The organism is Terrirubrum flagellatum (assembly GCF_022059845.1).
GTDB lineage: Bacteria > Pseudomonadota > Alphaproteobacteria > Rhizobiales > Beijerinckiaceae > Terrirubrum > Terrirubrum flagellatum.
Map to the genome: position 1 here is coordinate 2,826,406 of NZ_CP091851.1, position 15,687 is coordinate 2,842,092.

Sequence of the window (15,687 nt, forward strand, 5' to 3'; positions counted from 1 at the left end):
CCAAACCTGCATGCGAGGCGATATAGACGGCGCCTGACGGGCGCACTAGCCTCAATCCCAGCGCGCTTCCGGCGCGTCACGATTCAAGAAGAGCGGGGAGTCTCATGAAGGTCTTCAAAACTCTGGCGATCGCCGCCATCGGCCTTGCCTTCGGCGTCGCCGGCGCTGCGGCGCAGCAGAAGGAATGGAAAGAGATCCGCATCGGCACGGAAGGCGCCTATCCGCCCTTCAACAATCTCAACGCCAAGAAAGAGCTCGAGGGCTTCGAGATCGACTATATGAACGCCCTCTGCGAGAAGATGAAGGCGAAGTGCACCTGGGTGGTGCAGGACTGGGACGGCATCATTCCGGCGCTGCTGTCGGGCAAGTATGACGTCATCGTCGCCGGCATGAACGCCACCGACGAGCGCAAGAAGCGCGTCGATTTCACCAGCGTCTACACGAAGACTCCGATCGCGGTCATCGGCGCGAAAAGCATCACCTCAGCTGACTTCAGCCCCGCAGCCCTCAAGGGCAAGGCGATCGGCACGCAGGGATCGACGATCCACGCGAATTATCTCGAAAAATATTACAAGGACTCGACGATCCGCCTCTATCCCACGCAGGAAGAGGCCAACCTCGATCTCGCGAATGGCCGCGTCGACTACATCGTCGCCGACAAGCTGTCGCTCGACGACTTCCTCAACAACAAGGGCAAGGATTGCTGCAAGCAGATCGGCATCATCGAACGTGATCCGGCGATCCATGGTCCGGGCACGGCGATGGCGGTGCGCAAGGAGGATACGGCGCTGCGCGATCTCCTGAGCAAGGCGATCGATGACTCGCTGAAGGACGGCACGCACGACAAGGTGCGTTCCAAGTGGTTCAGCTTCGCGGTCATGTAAGACCTGCGGGCCGCGGCTTTCTCCGCGGCCCTTTTCATCCGCCGGGGCGGGATGGGGTATTATCTTTCGCTGATTTCGTTCGGGCCCAGCGGCTGGGGCGGAGCGTTTCTCGACGGCGCGTTGATCACCATCTCGCTCGCGGTCGCGACGTTGCCGTTCGGCCTTGCGCTCGGTCTCGGCATTGCGCTGATGCAGCGCTCCGAAAAGAAATGGGTGCGCCGCATCGCGACCATCTACACGACGATCTTCCGTGGCGTGCCTGAGCTCCTCACGCTCTACATCATCTATTTCGGTCTTTCGCTCGGCGCGCAGCGGCTGGCGAAATCACTTGGATTTTCCGGCCAGTTCGACATGCCGCCCTTTCTCGCGGGCATGATCGCGCTTGGCCTGGTGCTCAGCTCATTCTCGAGCGAGGTCTGGGTCGGCGCGCTCAGCGCGATTCCAAAGGGCCAGCGCGAAGCCGCCGCGGCGCTTGGTTTGCACCGAGGTCAGGCGTTTCGATTGGTCGTGTTCCCGCAACTGATGCGCGTCGCCCTGCCCGGCCTCGGCAACAACTGGATGGTGCTGCTGAAAGAGACTTCGCTCGTCTCCGTGATCACCCTGCCCGACATCATGTTCTACGCGACGCGCGCCAATGTGGTGACGAAAGAGCCGTTCCTGATGTTCGGCGTGGCCTGCCTCATCTATCTCGTCTTCTCCATGGCGTCGGCGATCGGTTTCGGCTTCCTCGAAGCGCGCGCCAATCGCGGCTATATCAGCCATGGAACGGCGCGATGAATTGGTGCGAGGCGCCCGGCTACTGGCTCGGCCATGAGGTTTTGCAGAATTACGGCTGCCGCATCGCGGCTGGATTCTGGATCACGGTCGAACTCGTCGTTATCGCGAGCGCGATTGGAGTTGTTGCGGCGCTGTGCGTCGCGCTTGTCAGACTCAAAGGGCCGCCCTGGGCGCGAGGCCTGATGGCCGCCTACACCACATTCTTTCGCGGCACGCCGCTGCTGTGCCAGCTCTTCCTCGTCTATTACGGCTTCGGTTCGTTCCGCATCTTCTGGCAGGATATCGGGCTGTGGTGGTTCTTTCGCGAGCCGTTCTATTGCGCCCTCTTCACCTTCACGATCAATACGGCAGCCTATCAGGCGGAGATTTTCCGCGGCGCGATCGCGTCGCTGCCGCGCGGGCAGATCGAGGCGGCGAAAGCGCTCGGCCTGTCACGCGTGCAATTGCTGCGCCTGATCGTGCTGCCGCAGGCGATGATCGTCGCGCTGCGTCCGCTCGGCAATGAGCTCATCACCATGATCAAGGTCAGCGCGGTCACATCGCTCGTGACCCTGTTCGATCTGATGGGCGCGACAAAACTCGCTTTCGCGCGCTCCTTCGATCTCTCCATCTATCTCTTCACGGCGGCGATCTATCTCGCGCTCGTCGAAACCATCCGCCGCGTCTGGGCGCATCTCGAGACGCGCCTGACGCGGCATCTGAAGCTGGCGTGACCGTCAGATCGCCGGCGCGAACGAGACCGGCGAATAGGCGTAGTCGCCGGCATGGCGCTCGACATAACCTATGCCGGGGAACGAGAGATGCATGCCCGCGACGGCGACCCTGTCCTTCGCGGCCATATCGAACACGCGTTTGCGCGTGCTGGCGGCGAGAGATTGATCCGTGTCGAAAGCAAGCGAAGCGCCGGGCCGCGCAAACTGCAGCGCCTGCACATGCACGATGTCGCCCCAGATCAGGAGCTGATCCTTGCCTGAAGAGATGCGATACATGGTGTGGCCGACGGTATGTCCCGGCGCAGGGAGCGCCTGAATCCCCGGCGAAACCTCCGTCGGCGCCGTGAACTGCCTGACCTTGCCGGCGTAAGGCTTCACCGCGTCACGCGCGATCTTGAAGAAGGGCTGCGCGTCGGCAGGCGCGCGGCTCGCGATCGCCTCATCCATCCAGAACGCCCAATCCTGCTGCGAGACAAGCAGTTCCGCGTTCGGAAACGCCGCCTTGCCGTCACTCGCAGGCAAGCCGTTGACGTGGTCCGGATGCATGTGCGTGAGCAGAATGAGATCGACGTCTTCGGGCTTGAAACCCGCGGCGGCAAGATTTTTCTGCAGCGCGCCGAGCGAAGGCCCCATCGCATTGCCGGTGCCCGTATCGATCAGGATCAGCTTTGATCCGGTGTTCACGACATATGCGTTGACGAAAGTGCGCACGGGATCGCGCACACGCGCGGCGGCGAGGAGCTTCGCCGTCGCTTGCGGGCTTTGCGCCGCGAACGGAAACAGCTTCATTTCAAGATCGAGATAACCATCGGCGATCGCGGTCACCTGAAGGTCGCCAACTTTCGTCCGGTAGATCGGCGCGACCTGCGATTGCATCGGCGCCTTTGCGAAGGCGGCCGCGCTCGTAAACGACGAGGCGCCGAGGGCGAGTCCGGTTGTGAATTGGCGACGGGACAACGACATGGAGATGCTCCCTGCTGAACGTGATGTCAGGATGTTTGGGCGCGCCTCGCCGCTTTCAAGGCCGGCTTTGAACTTTGGCCGCGCCGGGATAGAGAGCCGGCTCGCGCGCCTCATCGGGCGCGATCCGCAGCGGAGATGACAATGGCGAAGGCGGCTTTCCTCGGACTGGGCGTGATGGGCTATCCGATGGCCCGGCACCTCAAGGCGAAGGGCGGGCATGAGCTCACCGTCTATAACAGGACCTTCGCCAAGGCCGAGAAATGGGTCTCCGAGAATGGCGGCCGCGCCGCGCGCACGCCGAAGGAGGCGGCAGCGGATCAGGACTTCATCTTCGCCTGCGTCGGCAACGACCATGACCTACGCGAGGTGATGATCGGCGCGGACGGCGCATTCCATGGCGCGAGGAAAGGCGCGATCTTCGTCGACAATACGACGGCGTCGGCCGACGTCGCGCGCGAATTGCAGTCAAAGGCGAAGGAGCTGGGCTTCGGCTTCGTCGACGCGCCCGTCTCCGGCGGTCAGGCCGGCGCCGAGAACGGCGTGCTCACCGTCATGTGCGGCGGCGAGGAAAGCGACTACGCCAAGGCCGAGCCCGTGATCGCCGCCTTTGCGCGCGCCTGCCGCCGCCTAGGGCCCCCCGGCGCCGGCCAGCTCACCAAGATGATCAATCAGATTTGCATCGCAGGCCTCGTTCAGGGTCTCTCGGAGGGTCTGCATTTCGGCAAGAAGGCAGGCCTCGATATCGAGGCCGTCGTCGACGTGATCTCGAAGGGCGCCGCCGGCTCCTGGCAGATGGAGAACCGGCACAAGACGATGGCTGCAGACAAGTTCGATTTCGGCTTCGCGGTGGACTGGATGCGCAAGGACCTCGCGATCTGCCTCGCCGAGGCGCGCCGCAACGGCGCGAACCTGCCGGTCACCGCGCTCGTCGATCAGTTCTACGCCGAGGTGCAGAAGATGGGCGGCTCGCGCTGGGACACGTCGAGCCTGATCGCCCGCCTCGATCGATAGATTCTACTTCACGCAATTCGGAATGTTCTGACCGGGAACGCAGCGCGGCCTTTGCGGCGCTGCCGGCCGTGGTTGGGCCGGCGGCTGCGGACGTACGACAGGCGGCGCCTGGCGCGCGACTGGCGGCTCCATAGGCGGCCTCTGAATCTGAACCTGCGGCGGCGGGGCCGGCCTTTGGATCTGCGCAGGCGGCGGTCGCCTGACCACGACGGGCGGTTGCGGCTGAGGTTGGCGGACGACCGGTCCGGTGGGTCGAGTCACGCGAACAGGCGGTCGAGCTTCTATCGCCGGTCGCGTCACATTCGGCGGCGCTGCTGGCCGCGCCGCGACGCCCGGCGGCAGTCCTTGAGGCGATTGCCGAAGGAACGGCATATTCGATGGTGGCGCAGGTGTTGGACGTGGCCTCGCTTGCGGACCGATCGGCGGACGAACAATTCTGGCTGCCGGCGTCGAAGGCTCCGGGGCAGCGGCGGTCGGCGGCGGCGCATTTGAAGGGACCGGCGCGACCGCGCGTGGAACGATCTGCCCCGGCAGGGGCGCAGTCGGACGTCCGGGCTGGACCTGCAAGGGAGCGATCTGGCCGGGGGCCGGACCGCGCGGACCGGCCGGCGCGGGCGGATTGATCAGAACGGGCTGCGGCGCGGCCGCGATCGGCGGCCGCACGCCAGGAAATTGCGCCCGCGGCGGCGGCTGACGGACCAGTCTTGGAATGATCGCCGCAGCGACCGGAATCGCGGCGAGGCCGATCACCGGCAGCATGCCGATGCCGGGCGCCGGAATCGGACGCGGAGGCGGCGCATAGACGATCGGCGCAGGCAGGAACAGCAACGGAGGTGGAGGCGGCGCGATGTCGACATAGGCGAGCGGCGCCGGCACGACCTCCTCGAAATAGACAAGCTCATCCGCAACAGGCGGCGCGAGATTGTCCCAGGCGAGGCCGGCGAATCCCGGCGGCTCCATCAGCGGCGCGCTGAGCGCGACAAGCTCATAGCCCGCGTCCTCGAAATGGGGACCGCGCGGATACCATTTGCGATAGGTCCAGTAGGCCTCGCGCGTGCGTTGCTCCGTCGCGCGCCGCCACGCCAGCGCCTCGCGCTTCTGCGCCAGCCGCGCGCGAATCTTTTTCGTCAGGGGATCGTTGGGAAAGGCGGCGATGAATTCCTGATAGCCGCGCAACGTGTCGCGCTCGATGGCGAGCGCGTAGGCCGACGCCACATCGAGTTGCGCGATCGTCAGAGCCTGCCGATTGGGCGCAGGAGTCGCCGGCGCGTTCGGCGGGCGCTCAAGAAACGCATATGTCGCAGGGATCATTGAGGATCGCCACGGCGTCTGCGCGCCCTTGCTGCGCTCATGCACGCGCAGCGTCACGCGATTGAAAATCTCATCCGCATTCAGACCGGGCTCGCGCAGCATTTCCATCAAAGCCTGCGCATAGAATCCATAATCCTCCGCCGACTGCGGCGGCGCCTCATCGGGCGATGACGAGAAAGCGATCAGCCCGCCCTGCACTGCATCAATGAGCGCAGGCCCGCGCGCGAGCTTCGCCTTTTCGACAAATGGGTGAATCTGCGGCGCATCGATCACGATGAAACGCAGCTTCGCCTTTGACGTCACGAGATTCGAAATCACCCCGTTCAGCGGAAATGTTTCGGCGGCCGCATCGGTCGGATTCTCCAGGCGGGCGCCCACAGGCACGAGCTGATTGGCGCCGGCAAACTGGATCGCATGACCGGTGAAATAGACGAAGACCACGACATCATCGCCGGCCGCATCGACCTTCTCGACGAAGTCGCGCGTGATGCGGCGCATCATGGTGAGATCGAGATCGCGCGCTTCGCTAACGTCGAAGCCGACCGAGCGCAGCGTCTCGGCGACAAGCGCGCCATCATTCGCAGCCGTCTTCAGCGGCGCTTCCTGATAGCCCTGATTGGCGATCACCAGCGCAAGGCGCGTCTCAGCGAAAGCTGATATCGTGAAAAAAGACGAGACGCAGACGGCGCACAAAGCGGCGGCGAAGCTCAGGATCGCCCGCAGATAGCGATTCATGGCGGCCTCCCGGTTTGAATCGTCGCGGCGCCAACGGCGCGCAACGATTGACGCCAACGCCTAGGCGCTCTCGCATGAAGGTTCGCTGAACGATCGCGTCAGCTCGCTGGCGTCAGAGCGGACAGCCGCAGCATGGCGGAGAGATCGGCGCGCATCGCCGGCAGCAGTTCGGCCTCGAACCATGGATTGGCCTTGATCCATCCATTGTTGCGCCAGGAGGGATGCGGCAAGGGATAGAGGCGCGGACGCACGGCGTCGCGCAGGATGCGCCAACGCGCCACGGTGTCGGTCAGCGTCGCGCCCATGAGATCGCCGCGGCCAAGCCGCGCGAGATGATAGCGCTGCGCCGGCGCGCCAACCGCAAGAATGAATTCGATCTGCGGCAATGCGGCGAACAGCGCGTCATGCCACGCCTGTCCGCATTCGCGCCGCGGCGGCAGATCTCCGCCATTGGCGTCATGGCCGGGAAAACAGAATCCCATCGGCGCAATCGCGATGCGCGAGACGTCATAGAACGTGTCCTCGTCAACGCCCATCCAGCTTCGCAAACGCACGCCCGACGCGTCAGTGAACGGCTTGCCCGACGCGTGCACGCGCGTTCCCGGCGCCTGACTCGCGACGAGGATGCGCGCCGTCGTGGAGACGCGCAGCACCGGATTGGGCTCATGCGGAAGCCGTGCGCCAAAGCGCGGCTCATCGCGACAAATGCGGCAGGCGCGGATCGACGCGACGAGCGCGTCAAGCGGCTCCGGCTTCACCGGCGGAATTGCGCCATCTTCGACTGCATCGGGCCGCGCCGCTGCGAGATCAGGCCGCTGCACTGCCATGGCTTGCCGTTGTCGGACCAGTCGTGCGGATTGCCCGCTTCGCGATAGGCGAGCGCAACGGCGCCGCTCATATCATGTTCGAGACGATACTGGTTCGCGTTGGCGAGCCTGCGGAAGTTCCAGCACCAGGTCCCCTGCGGCAGCGTGTCGCCCTCGTAGTAGTAGCAGACCTGATCGTCCTTCACCTCCCAACAGCCCTTATCGACGGGCACGCCGCCGTTGTGGCCGAGGATGCGGCCGTCGGGAGAGTGATATTCGCTGAAGCGCATCAGCGTGCGCAGGTGAAAGCCGCCGATCGTCGAGCCCGACACTTCCTTGCGCAAATCCTCGCCGCGCAACTCCTCGCCCGCGCCCTGGCTCGCCGCGGGGTTTGTCTGCGGCTTCTCTTCCGCACGCGCTGGCGTCGTCAAAGAGAGCAGCGAAAGCAAAGCGCAGAGCGCAAGGCCTGAACGGCTGGAAATCATCGTCCACCTGTATCCCGAGCGAGCCGCTCGCTAGATCACGCCGCATTTTGATTGAATCAATCAAAATGCGGAAACGTGATCGATTCCAGAAATTCAGAGCATGGCTATCGCGAAAAACCGGTTCCCACTTTTTCGCGCCATGCTCTGGGGTTCATTCAGCGATCTTTCGCGGCGATATCATGTCGGCCTGCACCGTCGCGAGTTCACAAATCCACGGTTTCGGCGCGGAATAGCCGCGCGGATTGCCGCGTTCAACCGTCGCGACCCAACTGATCGGCGCGTCATCGCGGCTGAAAATGACCGTCTTGTCGTTGCGGATCACATTCCAGCAGAGCGTGCGCCGCTGCGACGTCGGCCCATAGCTGAAGCACATCTGCGCCCGGCGGATTGTCCAGCATCCGTCGGTGACAGGATTCGATCCGCCGCTGTCACCTAATATCTGCCCGTCGGGCGCGTAATATTCGGAGAAATTGACGCCGGTGCGAATGTTTCTGCCGCTGGCGGTGGCGTCGATGAAGAGTTCGCGGAGCTCATCGTCCGAAAGCGGCCGCACAGTTGAATCCTGCGCCATCGCCTGACCGGCGGCGAGCCACAGGATGATCGCGATCAGCCGTCCCGTCATCGATCCTCTCCAGCGGTCCCATGCCATGGCGCGCCATAGCGCGCCGGCGCGAAGGTTCTGCAAAAAAAGACCCGGCCGGGCCGGGTCGAACAAGATCTCAGGAGGAATGATCCTTTCTACCCCGCCCACGCGGCGCTGATGTGCGGCGGCGCACAAGCTTAACCGGAGGTTACGAGCCGGCGCCATTGCGCGGATGGAGCCTGCGCCATTCGGACGGCGGATCGAAACGCGTGGCCCAGAGGCCCCGGCGCGCCGATCGCGCCGCCGCTTCCTCAAAGACGAAATCACCGAATGCCACCGCGTGACCGTCTTTCACCATGGCGGCGTTCACATCGACCTCGCCGGCGAAGCAATGGCCGAGGTCGCGCCCATAGCGGTCCCGGCCCGAAATGTCGCAACGAAGGGAGCCGCGAGCCAGCAGCGCGACCAGGGCCGCCCGCGCGTCGCGGCCGCAGGCGACCTCGCCCCGCTCTCCCTGACAGGTCTGGCGATATTCGGGCGCGTCGATGCCCTTCAGCCTGATCTCACGCTGTCCGATCCGGATCGAATCGCCGTCGATCGCTTCCGCCGCTCCGTTAACCACCTCGTATCCGACAAAGCGGATGATCGCCGCGGCGATCGCGGCGATAAAGGCAAGCAGCACAAGACGTGACAGGGGCATGGCGGCGACGCTGAAAGCATTGCTTTCGAAGCTCAGGGTCAAAATCACGTTAACGATTATCTGACAGTTTGGGCGCCTGGGCTGAGGGGTCAGCCGAGGATCGATTTTCTGCGTCTATGGCCGAACTTACCGCTGAAATGATCCAGCGTGGGCCGGGAGCCGACCCGGAGCTGGCGAGGCGTAAGCGGGCCAATGTGCAGCAGCTCAGGTCAGTCCGCGAAAGGCTGACCTCGTCGAGCGGGCTGCAACGCGCCTTCGATCGCGAACTCTTGCGCATGTTCGCGCGCCAGCGTTCGAGCGCGGCGCTGACCATGCTTCTGCTGGCGGGCGTGCTTGCCGTGCTCGGCGGCAACTGGATCGCGCCAGCGCCTGCCTTTATCTGGCTCTCCATCATGTGCGCCACCATGACGGTGTCGCTGATGCTCGGCCGACGCTTCCTCGAGACGGACGAGCAGGACGTCGACATCCGCGTCTGGCGAAGGCGTTTCGTCCTTGCCGAATTGTTGCAGGGCGTGAGCTGGGCGATCTTCATCGGCCTTCTCTACGGCGCGCCGGACCCTGCCGCCCGGATCTTCGTCTTCTTCGTCGTGCTGGTGGTCTCGGCCGCGACGGCGATGGTGTCGACCAGCATCGCCAATGTGATTCTCGCTGGCATCGGGCCAATGGCGCTGATTACGATCGCACGATGCTACCCTTTCACCGCCGTGAGCGACCTTGGCCTTGCGGTCGCCTGCCTCGCCGGCCAGGGCTATTTCGTCCTGCTCGCGCATCGGCAATACGCCAGCACGGTGCTCGGCCTTGAATATCAGTCGGAAAAGGACGCGCTGATCGCCGAGCTCGAACAGGCCAAGGCGAATTCCGATGAGGCGAGGCGGCGCGCCGAGGAATCGAATATCGCGAAGTCCCAGTTCCTCGCCACGATGAGTCACGAGCTGCGCACGCCGCTCAACGCCATTCTCGGATTCTCCGAGGTCATCAAGAACGAGCTGTTCGGGCCGATGCAGGTGCCCGCCTACAAGGAATACATCCAGGACATCCATGCGAGCGGGCAGCATCTGCTCAATCTCATCAACGAGATTCTTGATCTGTCGCGCGTCGAGGCCGGACGTTACGAGCTGAAGGAAGAGCCGGTCGATCTCGCCTCGCTGGTCGAGGATTGCCAGCATATGCTCAATCTGCGCGCCAGGGCGCGCTCGATCAATGTGCGCGTGTCGGCGGAGCCCAATCTGCCGAAAGTCTGGGCGGACGAGCGCGCGATGCGTCAGGCCACGCTCAATCTGCTCTCGAACGCCATCAAGTTCACACCGCAGGGCGGCGACGTCGAACTCAAGGTCGGCTGGACCGCGAGCGGCGGGCAGTATCTGTCCGTCAGGGACAATGGCCCCGGCATTCCCACCGATGAAATCCCGATTGTCATGAGTTCGTTCGGGCGTGGATCATCGGCGTTGAAGAGCGCCGAGCAGGGCTCGGGCCTCGGTCTGCCGATCGTGAAAGGGCTCGTCGATCTACACGGCGGCACCTTCACGCTGCGCTCGAAACTGCGCGAAGGAACCGAAGTGCTGATCACGCTGCCGCCGCAGCGCGTGATGGATGCGCTCGCGCCCGTCACCGAAAACCGTGCGAGCCGGCGGGCGGCGTAGCGCGGCTTCACAAAGAAAGAGTCAGTTCGCGGGCGGCTGCGGAACGGGCGTGGCGACAGGCTTTCCGCCAAGAAACAGCTCGATATTCTTTCTCATGAGCTGCGCGCCGAGCGACTGCACTTCGGGCGCTGCGCCGCCGACATGCGGCGTCAGCACCACATTCGGCAGGCTGCGCAACTCCGCGGGAATATCGGGCTCGCCCTCGAACACGTCGAGCGCGGCGCCGGCGATCCCGCCCGAGGCGAGCGCCTCGATCAGCGCTTTCGTATCGACGACGCTGCCGCGCCCGACATTGACGAGAAACCCCTGCGGCCCAAGCGCTTTCAGCGCCGCCGCATCGATCATATGAAAAGTGCCCGCGCCGCCGGGCGCGGCCACGACCAGAAAATCCGCGCCTGACGCTAACTCCACCGCCGTCGATTTGAATGTCCAGGGAAGCTCCGGTTTCGGCTTCGTCGCGAGATAGCTGACCTCCATCTCGAAACCTTCGGCGCGGCGCGCGACGCGCGTTCCGATGCCGCCCATGCCGACGATGCCGATCTTCTTGCCGCCCAGCATCGGCCTCGTCTTCATGGCGCCCCGCCATTCGCCCGCGACGGCGGAGGCGTGATAGGCGGGAATGTTGCGCACGATCGACAGCAACAGCGCAAAAGCATGGTCCGCGACCGCAGCGGCGTTGACGCCGGCGCCATGAGTGACGACGACACCGCGCCCCCGCGCCGCATCGAGATCGACCTTCTCGAAGCCCGTGCCGACGCAGCAGATCAGCCCGAGAGAAGGCAGAGCATCCATCTCCTCGCGCGTGCAGCCCGCAGAGCCAGAGGTGATGAGAATACGCGCGCGTTTCAGAATGTCGGCGCCCGGAATCTCTCTCTTCAGATCGAAATCATGAATCGCGAAATCGCGACCGAGATCGGCGCGAAAGACAGGCGCGTCGACCTTGATGAGGATGTCAGGCTTCATCTCGTCCTCGCGCCGCGAATATTCGCGTCTCTAATGTTTGATTTCGCGCGACACCTGCGCCTGCTCGAAGGTCGCCATGTCGCGATGACAGGCGAGCGCGGCGCGCACCACGCCAGCGGCAAGCGCGGCGCCTGACCCTTCGCCAAGACGCATGCCGAGATCGAGCACCGGCTTGAGCCCGAGCCGCTCGAGAACTTCGCCATGCGCTCCTTCCGCCGATTGATGGCCGGCCAGACAATGATCGAGCGCGCGCGGATTCTGCGCGTGCAGCACCGCCGCGGCGGCCGTCGCGACATAGCCGTCGATGATAACGGGAATGCGCTGCATGCGAGAAGCAAGGATCGCGCCCGCCATGGCGGCGATCTCGCGCCCGCCGACGCGGCGCAGCACTTCCAGCGGATCGCCAAGATGGTCCGCGTGAAATGCGAGCGCGGCGGCGACGGCGTCGCGCTTGCGCGCGAGCCCGGCGTCGTCGACGCCGGCGCCGCGACCGATCCATTTCTCCGGCGGCCCGCCATAGAGCGCGGCGTAGATCGCGGCGGCGATCGTCGTATTGCCGATGCCCATCTCGCCAACGCAAAGAAGATCAGCGCCGCCGGCGATCGCCTCCATGCCGAACGCCATGGTCGCGGCGCAGCCCGCCTCGTCGAGCGCCGCCGCCTGCGTGATGTCGGGCGTCGGCATGTCGAGCGCGAGGTCGAAGACCTTCAGCCCGAGATTGAATGTGGCGCAGATCTGGTTGATGGCTGCACCGCCGGCGGAGAAGTTCTCCATCATCGCGCGCGTGACGCTTGAGGGATAGGCGGAGACGCCGCGCTCGACCACGCCATGGTTGGCGGCGAAGATGCAGACGAGCGGCCGGTTGAGCGTCGGCTGGCCTTGCGACTGCCAGGCGGCGAGCCATTCCACGATCTCTTCCAGCCGGCCCAGGCTGCCGCGCGGCTTGGTCAGATCGGCGTCGCGCGCCCTGACCTGCGCCACGGCCTGCTCATCGGGGCCGGGCATCAGGGTGAACAGCCGGCGAATGTCGTCGAAGGGCAGGCCGCTGGGCTGGGTGGTCATGGAGCGTTCCTGGCGGGCCGGACTGGCGCGTGTCGGACCCGCGACGTAGAACGCGGCCGACCATGGATCAACCGACAGATCGACCGCCGCCTGCGGCGAATAGCGCCACGCCGACGGAGCGGCGCCCAGGCTTCGTCGTATCGATTGCGCAGACGATCCGGTTCTATTCGCGGCTGCCCGTCCCGCCCCTGCCCGGCGAAGGCGCTCCTCACGCGCCGCCCGACATCGCCCTGTTGCCGCGCGCCCTGCCCTTCGCCGCGCTGATCATTGCGGCGCCGGCTTGCGCGGCGATCTTCATCTCCGACTGGCTCGGATTTCCCGCCTTCATCAGCGCCGCTCTGACGATCGCCGTCGCCATGCTGACCACGGGAGCGTTCCACGAGGACGGGCTCGCCGACGTGTGCGACGGGTTCGGCGGCGGCGCGACCGTCCCGCGCAAGCTCGAGATCATGAAGGACAGCCGCGTCGGAACCTACGGCGCGAGCGCCATCTGTCTTTCTATTCTGCTGCGCACGGCGGCTCTGGCCTCGTTGATCGAGACGCGGCCCACGCTTTCCGTCATCGCGCTCGTGCTGGCGATTGCGGCGCTGTCGCGCGTCGCCGGCCTCCTGCCGCTTGCGATCCTTCCCGCCGCGCGCGCCGACGGCGCCTCCAGAGATGTGGGCCGGCCAGACTTCTTCCCGCTCGCAATCGGTTTCGCGCTGGCGTCAGCGCTGACGGGCGTCGCCTCCGCGCTCGTGGACTGGCCGGATTTTCTCGGCGTCGCGCTGATCCTTGTCGCGATCGCATCTGGCCTCGCAATGACGTTTATCGCGCGCCGCCAGATCGGCGGACAGACCGGAGACGTCGCCGGCGCCGCGCAGCAGATCGCCGAGATCGCCTGCTTGCTTGCTCTCCTCGCGACCGGCTTCGCGCGATGACAGCTCACTGACTATGCCAGCCGGCGCTCCCTTTCTCTTTCTCGTCGCGGCGATGATCGTGCTCGTGTTCTTCGGCGACCGCGAGCGCATCGCGGGGTTGACGCCGCCCGAACTCGCCGCCGCCTCCGCAGTGCTGGCGCTGAGCATTCCCTTTCTTCAGCGCATCAAGGCCGAATATGGCGGGCGCTGGGGCAAAGGCATGCAGGCGCTGGCCTTCTGGCTCGGCGCGATCCTGCTCATCGTCGGATTGCACAGTTATCGGTTTGAGCTTTCGGCCATCGCCAATCGCGTCCTTGGCGCTCTCATGCCGGGCATGGCCGTCGCGACGCGGGATGGAGAAGTGACCATCACGCGCCTCGCGAGCTATCGCGTCGAAGGCGATCGGCTGATCCTGCGAAGCCGCTGAGATGCTTACTCCGCGGCGCGGGCGAGCGACTCGCTACGCCCGACGCAAGCGAGCGCGGCGCGCACGACATCGAGACCCGCGCCGGGTTTCACGGCCTCCGTCGCCAGCGTGCGGCGAAAAGCGCGCGCGCCGGGACGGCCCTGAAAGAGACCAAGAATGTGACGCGTGATCGCGCTCAAACGCTCGCCGCACGCCAGCTCGCGCGCGATGTAACCCATTAGCGCTTCGACGGTTTCGTGCTCGCCGGCTTGCGGCGCTTCGGCGCCGAAGAAGACGGGATCGACGTCGAGCATCAACCCCGGATTCTGATAGGCGGCGCGGCCGAGCATCACGCCATCGAGCGCAACGCCACCGCGCGGCGCAAGCAGCTCACGCGCGTGAGCGATCGAGGCGATCCCGCCATTGATGATGACAGGCCAATCGCGATAGCGATCCTTCAGCCGAAAAACGATGTCGTAGTCGAGCGGCGGCACGTCGCGGTTCTCGCGCGGCGACAGGCCTTTCAGCCAAGCCTTGCGGGCATGGACGATCAGCGCGTCGGCGCCGGCGCGCGCGACGCTTTCGGCCATCGCGAACAAGGCTTCTTCAGGATCCTGTTCATCGACGCCGATGCGGCACTTCACCGTGACAGCAATTTTCACCGCCGCTTTCATCGCCGCGACGCAGTCGCCGACGAGCGCGGGTTCGCGCATCAGGCAGGCGCCGAAGCGACCGCTCTGCACGCGATCGGAGGGGCAGCCGCAATTCAGATCGATCTCGTCGTAACCGAAATCCTCGCCGATGCGCGCGCTGGCGGCGAGTTCCGCAGGCTCCGAACCGCCAAGCTGGAGCGCGACAGGATGTTCGGCGGGATCGAAGCCCAGTAGCCGCTCGCGATCGCCATGGATCACCGCGCCCGTGGTCAGCATCTCCGTATAGAGCAGCGCCCGGCGCGACATCAGGCGATGGAAGAAGCGGCAATGCCGATCCGTCCAATCCATCATGGGCGCAACCGAGAATTTGTAATCTATCTTCTTCATTTCCTTGTTCTTTTTGACTTCTCCCGACGAGCCGCGCGACCATTTCGGGCGACCGCCAGGCGCGGCGTCCTATCAGACTTGGCGTCTCATATATAGCGCGCGCGAAGACCATGCCTCGCAAAGATGTGACGGCGCGAAGCTCCACGCCTCCGCTTCCCCGCTCTCCGGCGCCTGTCTTGCAGCACGAATTTCGGCTTTGATCATCCAATCCAGATTCCGCCCCAGGCCAGGAAGGAACAGCGATGGCTGCTTTTCATCTGACCGTGAATGGCGTCGCCCGAACCGTCGAGGCGAGCGATCCCAACCAACCGCTGCTCTATGCGCTTCGCAACGCGCTCAATCTCAAGGGAGCGAAATTCGGATGCGGGCTCGGCCAGTGCGGCGCCTGCACCGTGATCATCGACGGCGAAGCCGTGCGCTCCTGTCAGACGCCGCTGTCGAGCGTGGGCGATCGTGCGGTGACCACGCTCGAAGGGCTTGGCTCACCTGAAAATCCGCATAGGGTGCAGGCCGCCTTCATCGAAGAGCAGGCGGCGCAGTGCGGCTATTGCGCCAACGGCATGATCATGACGAGCGCGGCATTGCTCGCGCGCAAGGCGAAGCCGGATGAGGCTGAGATCAGAGAAGCGCTGGCCGCCAATCTCTGTCGATGCGGGACGCATGATCGCATCGTGCATGCCGTGCTGCGCGCGGCAGGGAGGGCGTAATC

General features: G+C 64.9%; 17 protein-coding genes. 8 read left to right on the forward strand and 9 right to left on the reverse strand.

The genetic code is table 11. The annotated features are described in order from the left end of the window. Positions 1-104 precede the first annotated feature (104 nt). The 3 genes from L8F45_RS13750 to L8F45_RS13760 are packed head-to-tail and all read left to right on the forward strand — an operon-like array spanning position 105 to position 2,374. Positions 105-884, forward strand: coding sequence for a transporter substrate-binding domain-containing protein (locus L8F45_RS13750; protein ID WP_342358450.1), 780 nt, complete (start codon positions 105-107; stop codon positions 882-884). A gap of 51 nt (positions 885-935) precedes the next feature. Next, complete coding sequence (locus L8F45_RS13755) at positions 936-1,661, forward strand: ABC transporter permease (RefSeq protein ID WP_342358451.1); 726 nt, start codon at positions 936-938, stop codon at positions 1,659-1,661. Beyond that, a complete protein-coding gene (locus L8F45_RS13760) occupies positions 1,658-2,374 on the forward strand; it encodes an ABC transporter permease (RefSeq protein ID WP_342358452.1) in 717 nt (238 codons plus the stop codon). Before L8F45_RS13755 ends, L8F45_RS13760 begins: the two co-directional genes overlap by 4 nt. Before the next feature lie 3 nt (positions 2,375-2,377). On the opposite strand, the gene L8F45_RS13765 is transcribed toward L8F45_RS13760, so the two are convergent. Next, a complete protein-coding gene (locus tag L8F45_RS13765) occupies positions 2,378-3,337 on the reverse strand; it encodes an MBL fold metallo-hydrolase (protein ID WP_342358453.1) in 960 nt (319 codons plus the stop codon). A 141-nt stretch (positions 3,338-3,478) separates the two neighbouring features. On the opposite strand from L8F45_RS13765, the gene L8F45_RS13770 reads away from it, so the two are divergent. Next, a complete protein-coding gene (locus L8F45_RS13770) occupies positions 3,479-4,348 on the forward strand; it encodes an NAD(P)-dependent oxidoreductase (protein ID WP_342358454.1) in 870 nt (289 codons plus the stop codon). 3 nt (positions 4,349-4,351) lie between these two features. Here the strand turns inward: L8F45_RS13770 and L8F45_RS13775 are convergent, their stop codons facing one another. From L8F45_RS13775 to L8F45_RS13795, 5 genes are all read right to left on the reverse strand, one after another. After that, on the reverse strand, positions 4,352-6,394 hold the full coding sequence (locus tag L8F45_RS13775) for a caspase family protein (protein ID WP_342358455.1): 2,043 nt from the start codon (positions 6,392-6,394) through the stop codon (positions 4,352-4,354). A 98-nt stretch (positions 6,395-6,492) separates the two neighbouring features. Then, a complete protein-coding gene (locus tag L8F45_RS13780; protein WP_342358456.1) occupies positions 6,493-7,221 on the reverse strand; it encodes a uracil-DNA glycosylase family protein in 729 nt (242 codons plus the stop codon). After that, positions 7,149-7,685: a hypothetical protein gene (locus L8F45_RS13785; protein ID WP_342358457.1), complete on the reverse strand. Its 537-nt coding sequence runs from the start codon at positions 7,683-7,685 to the stop codon at positions 7,149-7,151. The genes L8F45_RS13780 and L8F45_RS13785 overlap by 73 nt, the downstream gene beginning before the upstream one ends. Positions 7,686-7,836: 151 nt before the next feature. Then, positions 7,837-8,307, reverse strand: a complete 471-nt coding sequence (locus tag L8F45_RS13790; RefSeq protein ID WP_342358458.1) for a hypothetical protein — start codon at positions 8,305-8,307, stop codon at positions 7,837-7,839. Positions 8,308-8,476: 169 nt separating this feature from the next. Beyond that, on the reverse strand, positions 8,477-9,016 hold the full coding sequence (locus L8F45_RS13795; protein WP_342358459.1) for a thermonuclease family protein: 540 nt from the start codon (positions 9,014-9,016) through the stop codon (positions 8,477-8,479). A gap of 68 nt (positions 9,017-9,084) precedes the next feature. Between L8F45_RS13795 and L8F45_RS13800 the strand changes: the two genes are divergently transcribed. Further along, positions 9,085-10,608, forward strand: coding sequence for a sensor histidine kinase (locus tag L8F45_RS13800; RefSeq protein ID WP_342358460.1), 1,524 nt, complete (start codon positions 9,085-9,087; stop codon positions 10,606-10,608). A gap of 21 nt (positions 10,609-10,629) precedes the next feature. Here the strand turns inward: L8F45_RS13800 and L8F45_RS13805 are convergent, their stop codons facing one another. Continuing rightward, positions 10,630-11,571, reverse strand: coding sequence for an NAD(P)-dependent oxidoreductase (locus L8F45_RS13805; RefSeq protein ID WP_342358461.1), 942 nt, complete (start codon positions 11,569-11,571; stop codon positions 10,630-10,632). Positions 11,572-11,601: 30 nt separating this feature from the next. Next, positions 11,602-12,633 carry a nicotinate-nucleotide--dimethylbenzimidazole phosphoribosyltransferase gene (cobT, locus tag L8F45_RS13810; protein WP_342358462.1) on the reverse strand — a complete coding sequence of 344 codons (1,032 nt, stop codon included), beginning with the start codon at positions 12,631-12,633 and terminating at the stop codon, positions 11,602-11,604. Positions 12,634-12,695: 62 nt separating this feature from the next. Between cobT and cobS the strand changes: the two genes are divergently transcribed. Together cobS and L8F45_RS13820 are read left to right on the forward strand one after the other, a co-directional pair. Next, on the forward strand, positions 12,696-13,553 hold the full coding sequence (cobS, locus tag L8F45_RS13815) for an adenosylcobinamide-GDP ribazoletransferase (RefSeq protein WP_342358463.1): 858 nt from the start codon (positions 12,696-12,698) through the stop codon (positions 13,551-13,553). Between the two features lie 13 nt (positions 13,554-13,566). Then, positions 13,567-13,959, forward strand: coding sequence for a hypothetical protein (locus L8F45_RS13820; protein ID WP_342358464.1), 393 nt, complete (start codon positions 13,567-13,569; stop codon positions 13,957-13,959). Positions 13,960-13,964: 5 nt separating this feature from the next. Here the strand turns inward: L8F45_RS13820 and dusA are convergent, their stop codons facing one another. Continuing rightward, complete coding sequence (gene dusA, locus L8F45_RS13825) at positions 13,965-14,978, reverse strand: tRNA dihydrouridine(20/20a) synthase DusA (protein ID WP_342358465.1); 1,014 nt, start codon at positions 14,976-14,978, stop codon at positions 13,965-13,967. 242 nt (positions 14,979-15,220) lie between these two features. Between dusA and L8F45_RS13830 the strand changes: the two genes are divergently transcribed. Further along, on the forward strand, positions 15,221-15,685 hold the full coding sequence (locus tag L8F45_RS13830) for a (2Fe-2S)-binding protein (protein ID WP_342358466.1): 465 nt from the start codon (positions 15,221-15,223) through the stop codon (positions 15,683-15,685). Positions 15,686-15,687: the final 2 nt, after the last annotated feature.

Bases quoted from the DNA above. Each gene is read 5' to 3' on its own strand.
- L8F45_RS13750 (WP_342358450.1), top strand. From the start codon at position 105: ATGAAGGTCTTCAAAACTCTGGCGATCGCCGCCATCGGCCTTGCCTTC.
- L8F45_RS13755 (WP_342358451.1), top strand. From the start codon at position 936: ATGGGGTATTATCTTTCGCTGATTTCGTTCGGGCCCAGCGGCTGGGGC.
- L8F45_RS13760 (WP_342358452.1), top strand. From the start codon at position 1,658: ATGAATTGGTGCGAGGCGCCCGGCTACTGGCTCGGCCATGAGGTTTTG.
- L8F45_RS13765 (WP_342358453.1), bottom strand. From the start codon at position 3,337: ATGTCGTTGTCCCGTCGCCAATTCACAACCGGACTCGCCCTCGGCGCC.
- L8F45_RS13770 (WP_342358454.1), top strand. From the start codon at position 3,479: ATGGCGAAGGCGGCTTTCCTCGGACTGGGCGTGATGGGCTATCCGATG.
- L8F45_RS13775 (WP_342358455.1), bottom strand. From the start codon at position 6,394: ATGAATCGCTATCTGCGGGCGATCCTGAGCTTCGCCGCCGCTTTGTGC.
- L8F45_RS13780 (WP_342358456.1), bottom strand. From the start codon at position 7,221: ATGGCAGTGCAGCGGCCTGATCTCGCAGCGGCGCGGCCCGATGCAGTC.
- L8F45_RS13785 (WP_342358457.1), bottom strand. From the start codon at position 7,685: ATGATTTCCAGCCGTTCAGGCCTTGCGCTCTGCGCTTTGCTTTCGCTG.
- L8F45_RS13790 (WP_342358458.1), bottom strand. From the start codon at position 8,307: ATGACGGGACGGCTGATCGCGATCATCCTGTGGCTCGCCGCCGGTCAG.
- L8F45_RS13800 (WP_342358460.1), top strand. From the start codon at position 9,085: ATGGCCGAACTTACCGCTGAAATGATCCAGCGTGGGCCGGGAGCCGAC.
- L8F45_RS13805 (WP_342358461.1), bottom strand. From the start codon at position 11,571: ATGAAGCCTGACATCCTCATCAAGGTCGACGCGCCTGTCTTTCGCGCC.
- cobT (WP_342358462.1), bottom strand. From the start codon at position 12,633: ATGACCACCCAGCCCAGCGGCCTGCCCTTCGACGACATTCGCCGGCTG.
- cobS (WP_342358463.1), top strand. From the start codon at position 12,696: ATGGATCAACCGACAGATCGACCGCCGCCTGCGGCGAATAGCGCCACG.
- L8F45_RS13820 (WP_342358464.1), top strand. From the start codon at position 13,567: ATGCCAGCCGGCGCTCCCTTTCTCTTTCTCGTCGCGGCGATGATCGTG.
- dusA (WP_342358465.1), bottom strand. From the start codon at position 14,978: ATGAAGAAGATAGATTACAAATTCTCGGTTGCGCCCATGATGGATTGG.
- L8F45_RS13830 (WP_342358466.1), top strand. From the start codon at position 15,221: ATGGCTGCTTTTCATCTGACCGTGAATGGCGTCGCCCGAACCGTCGAG.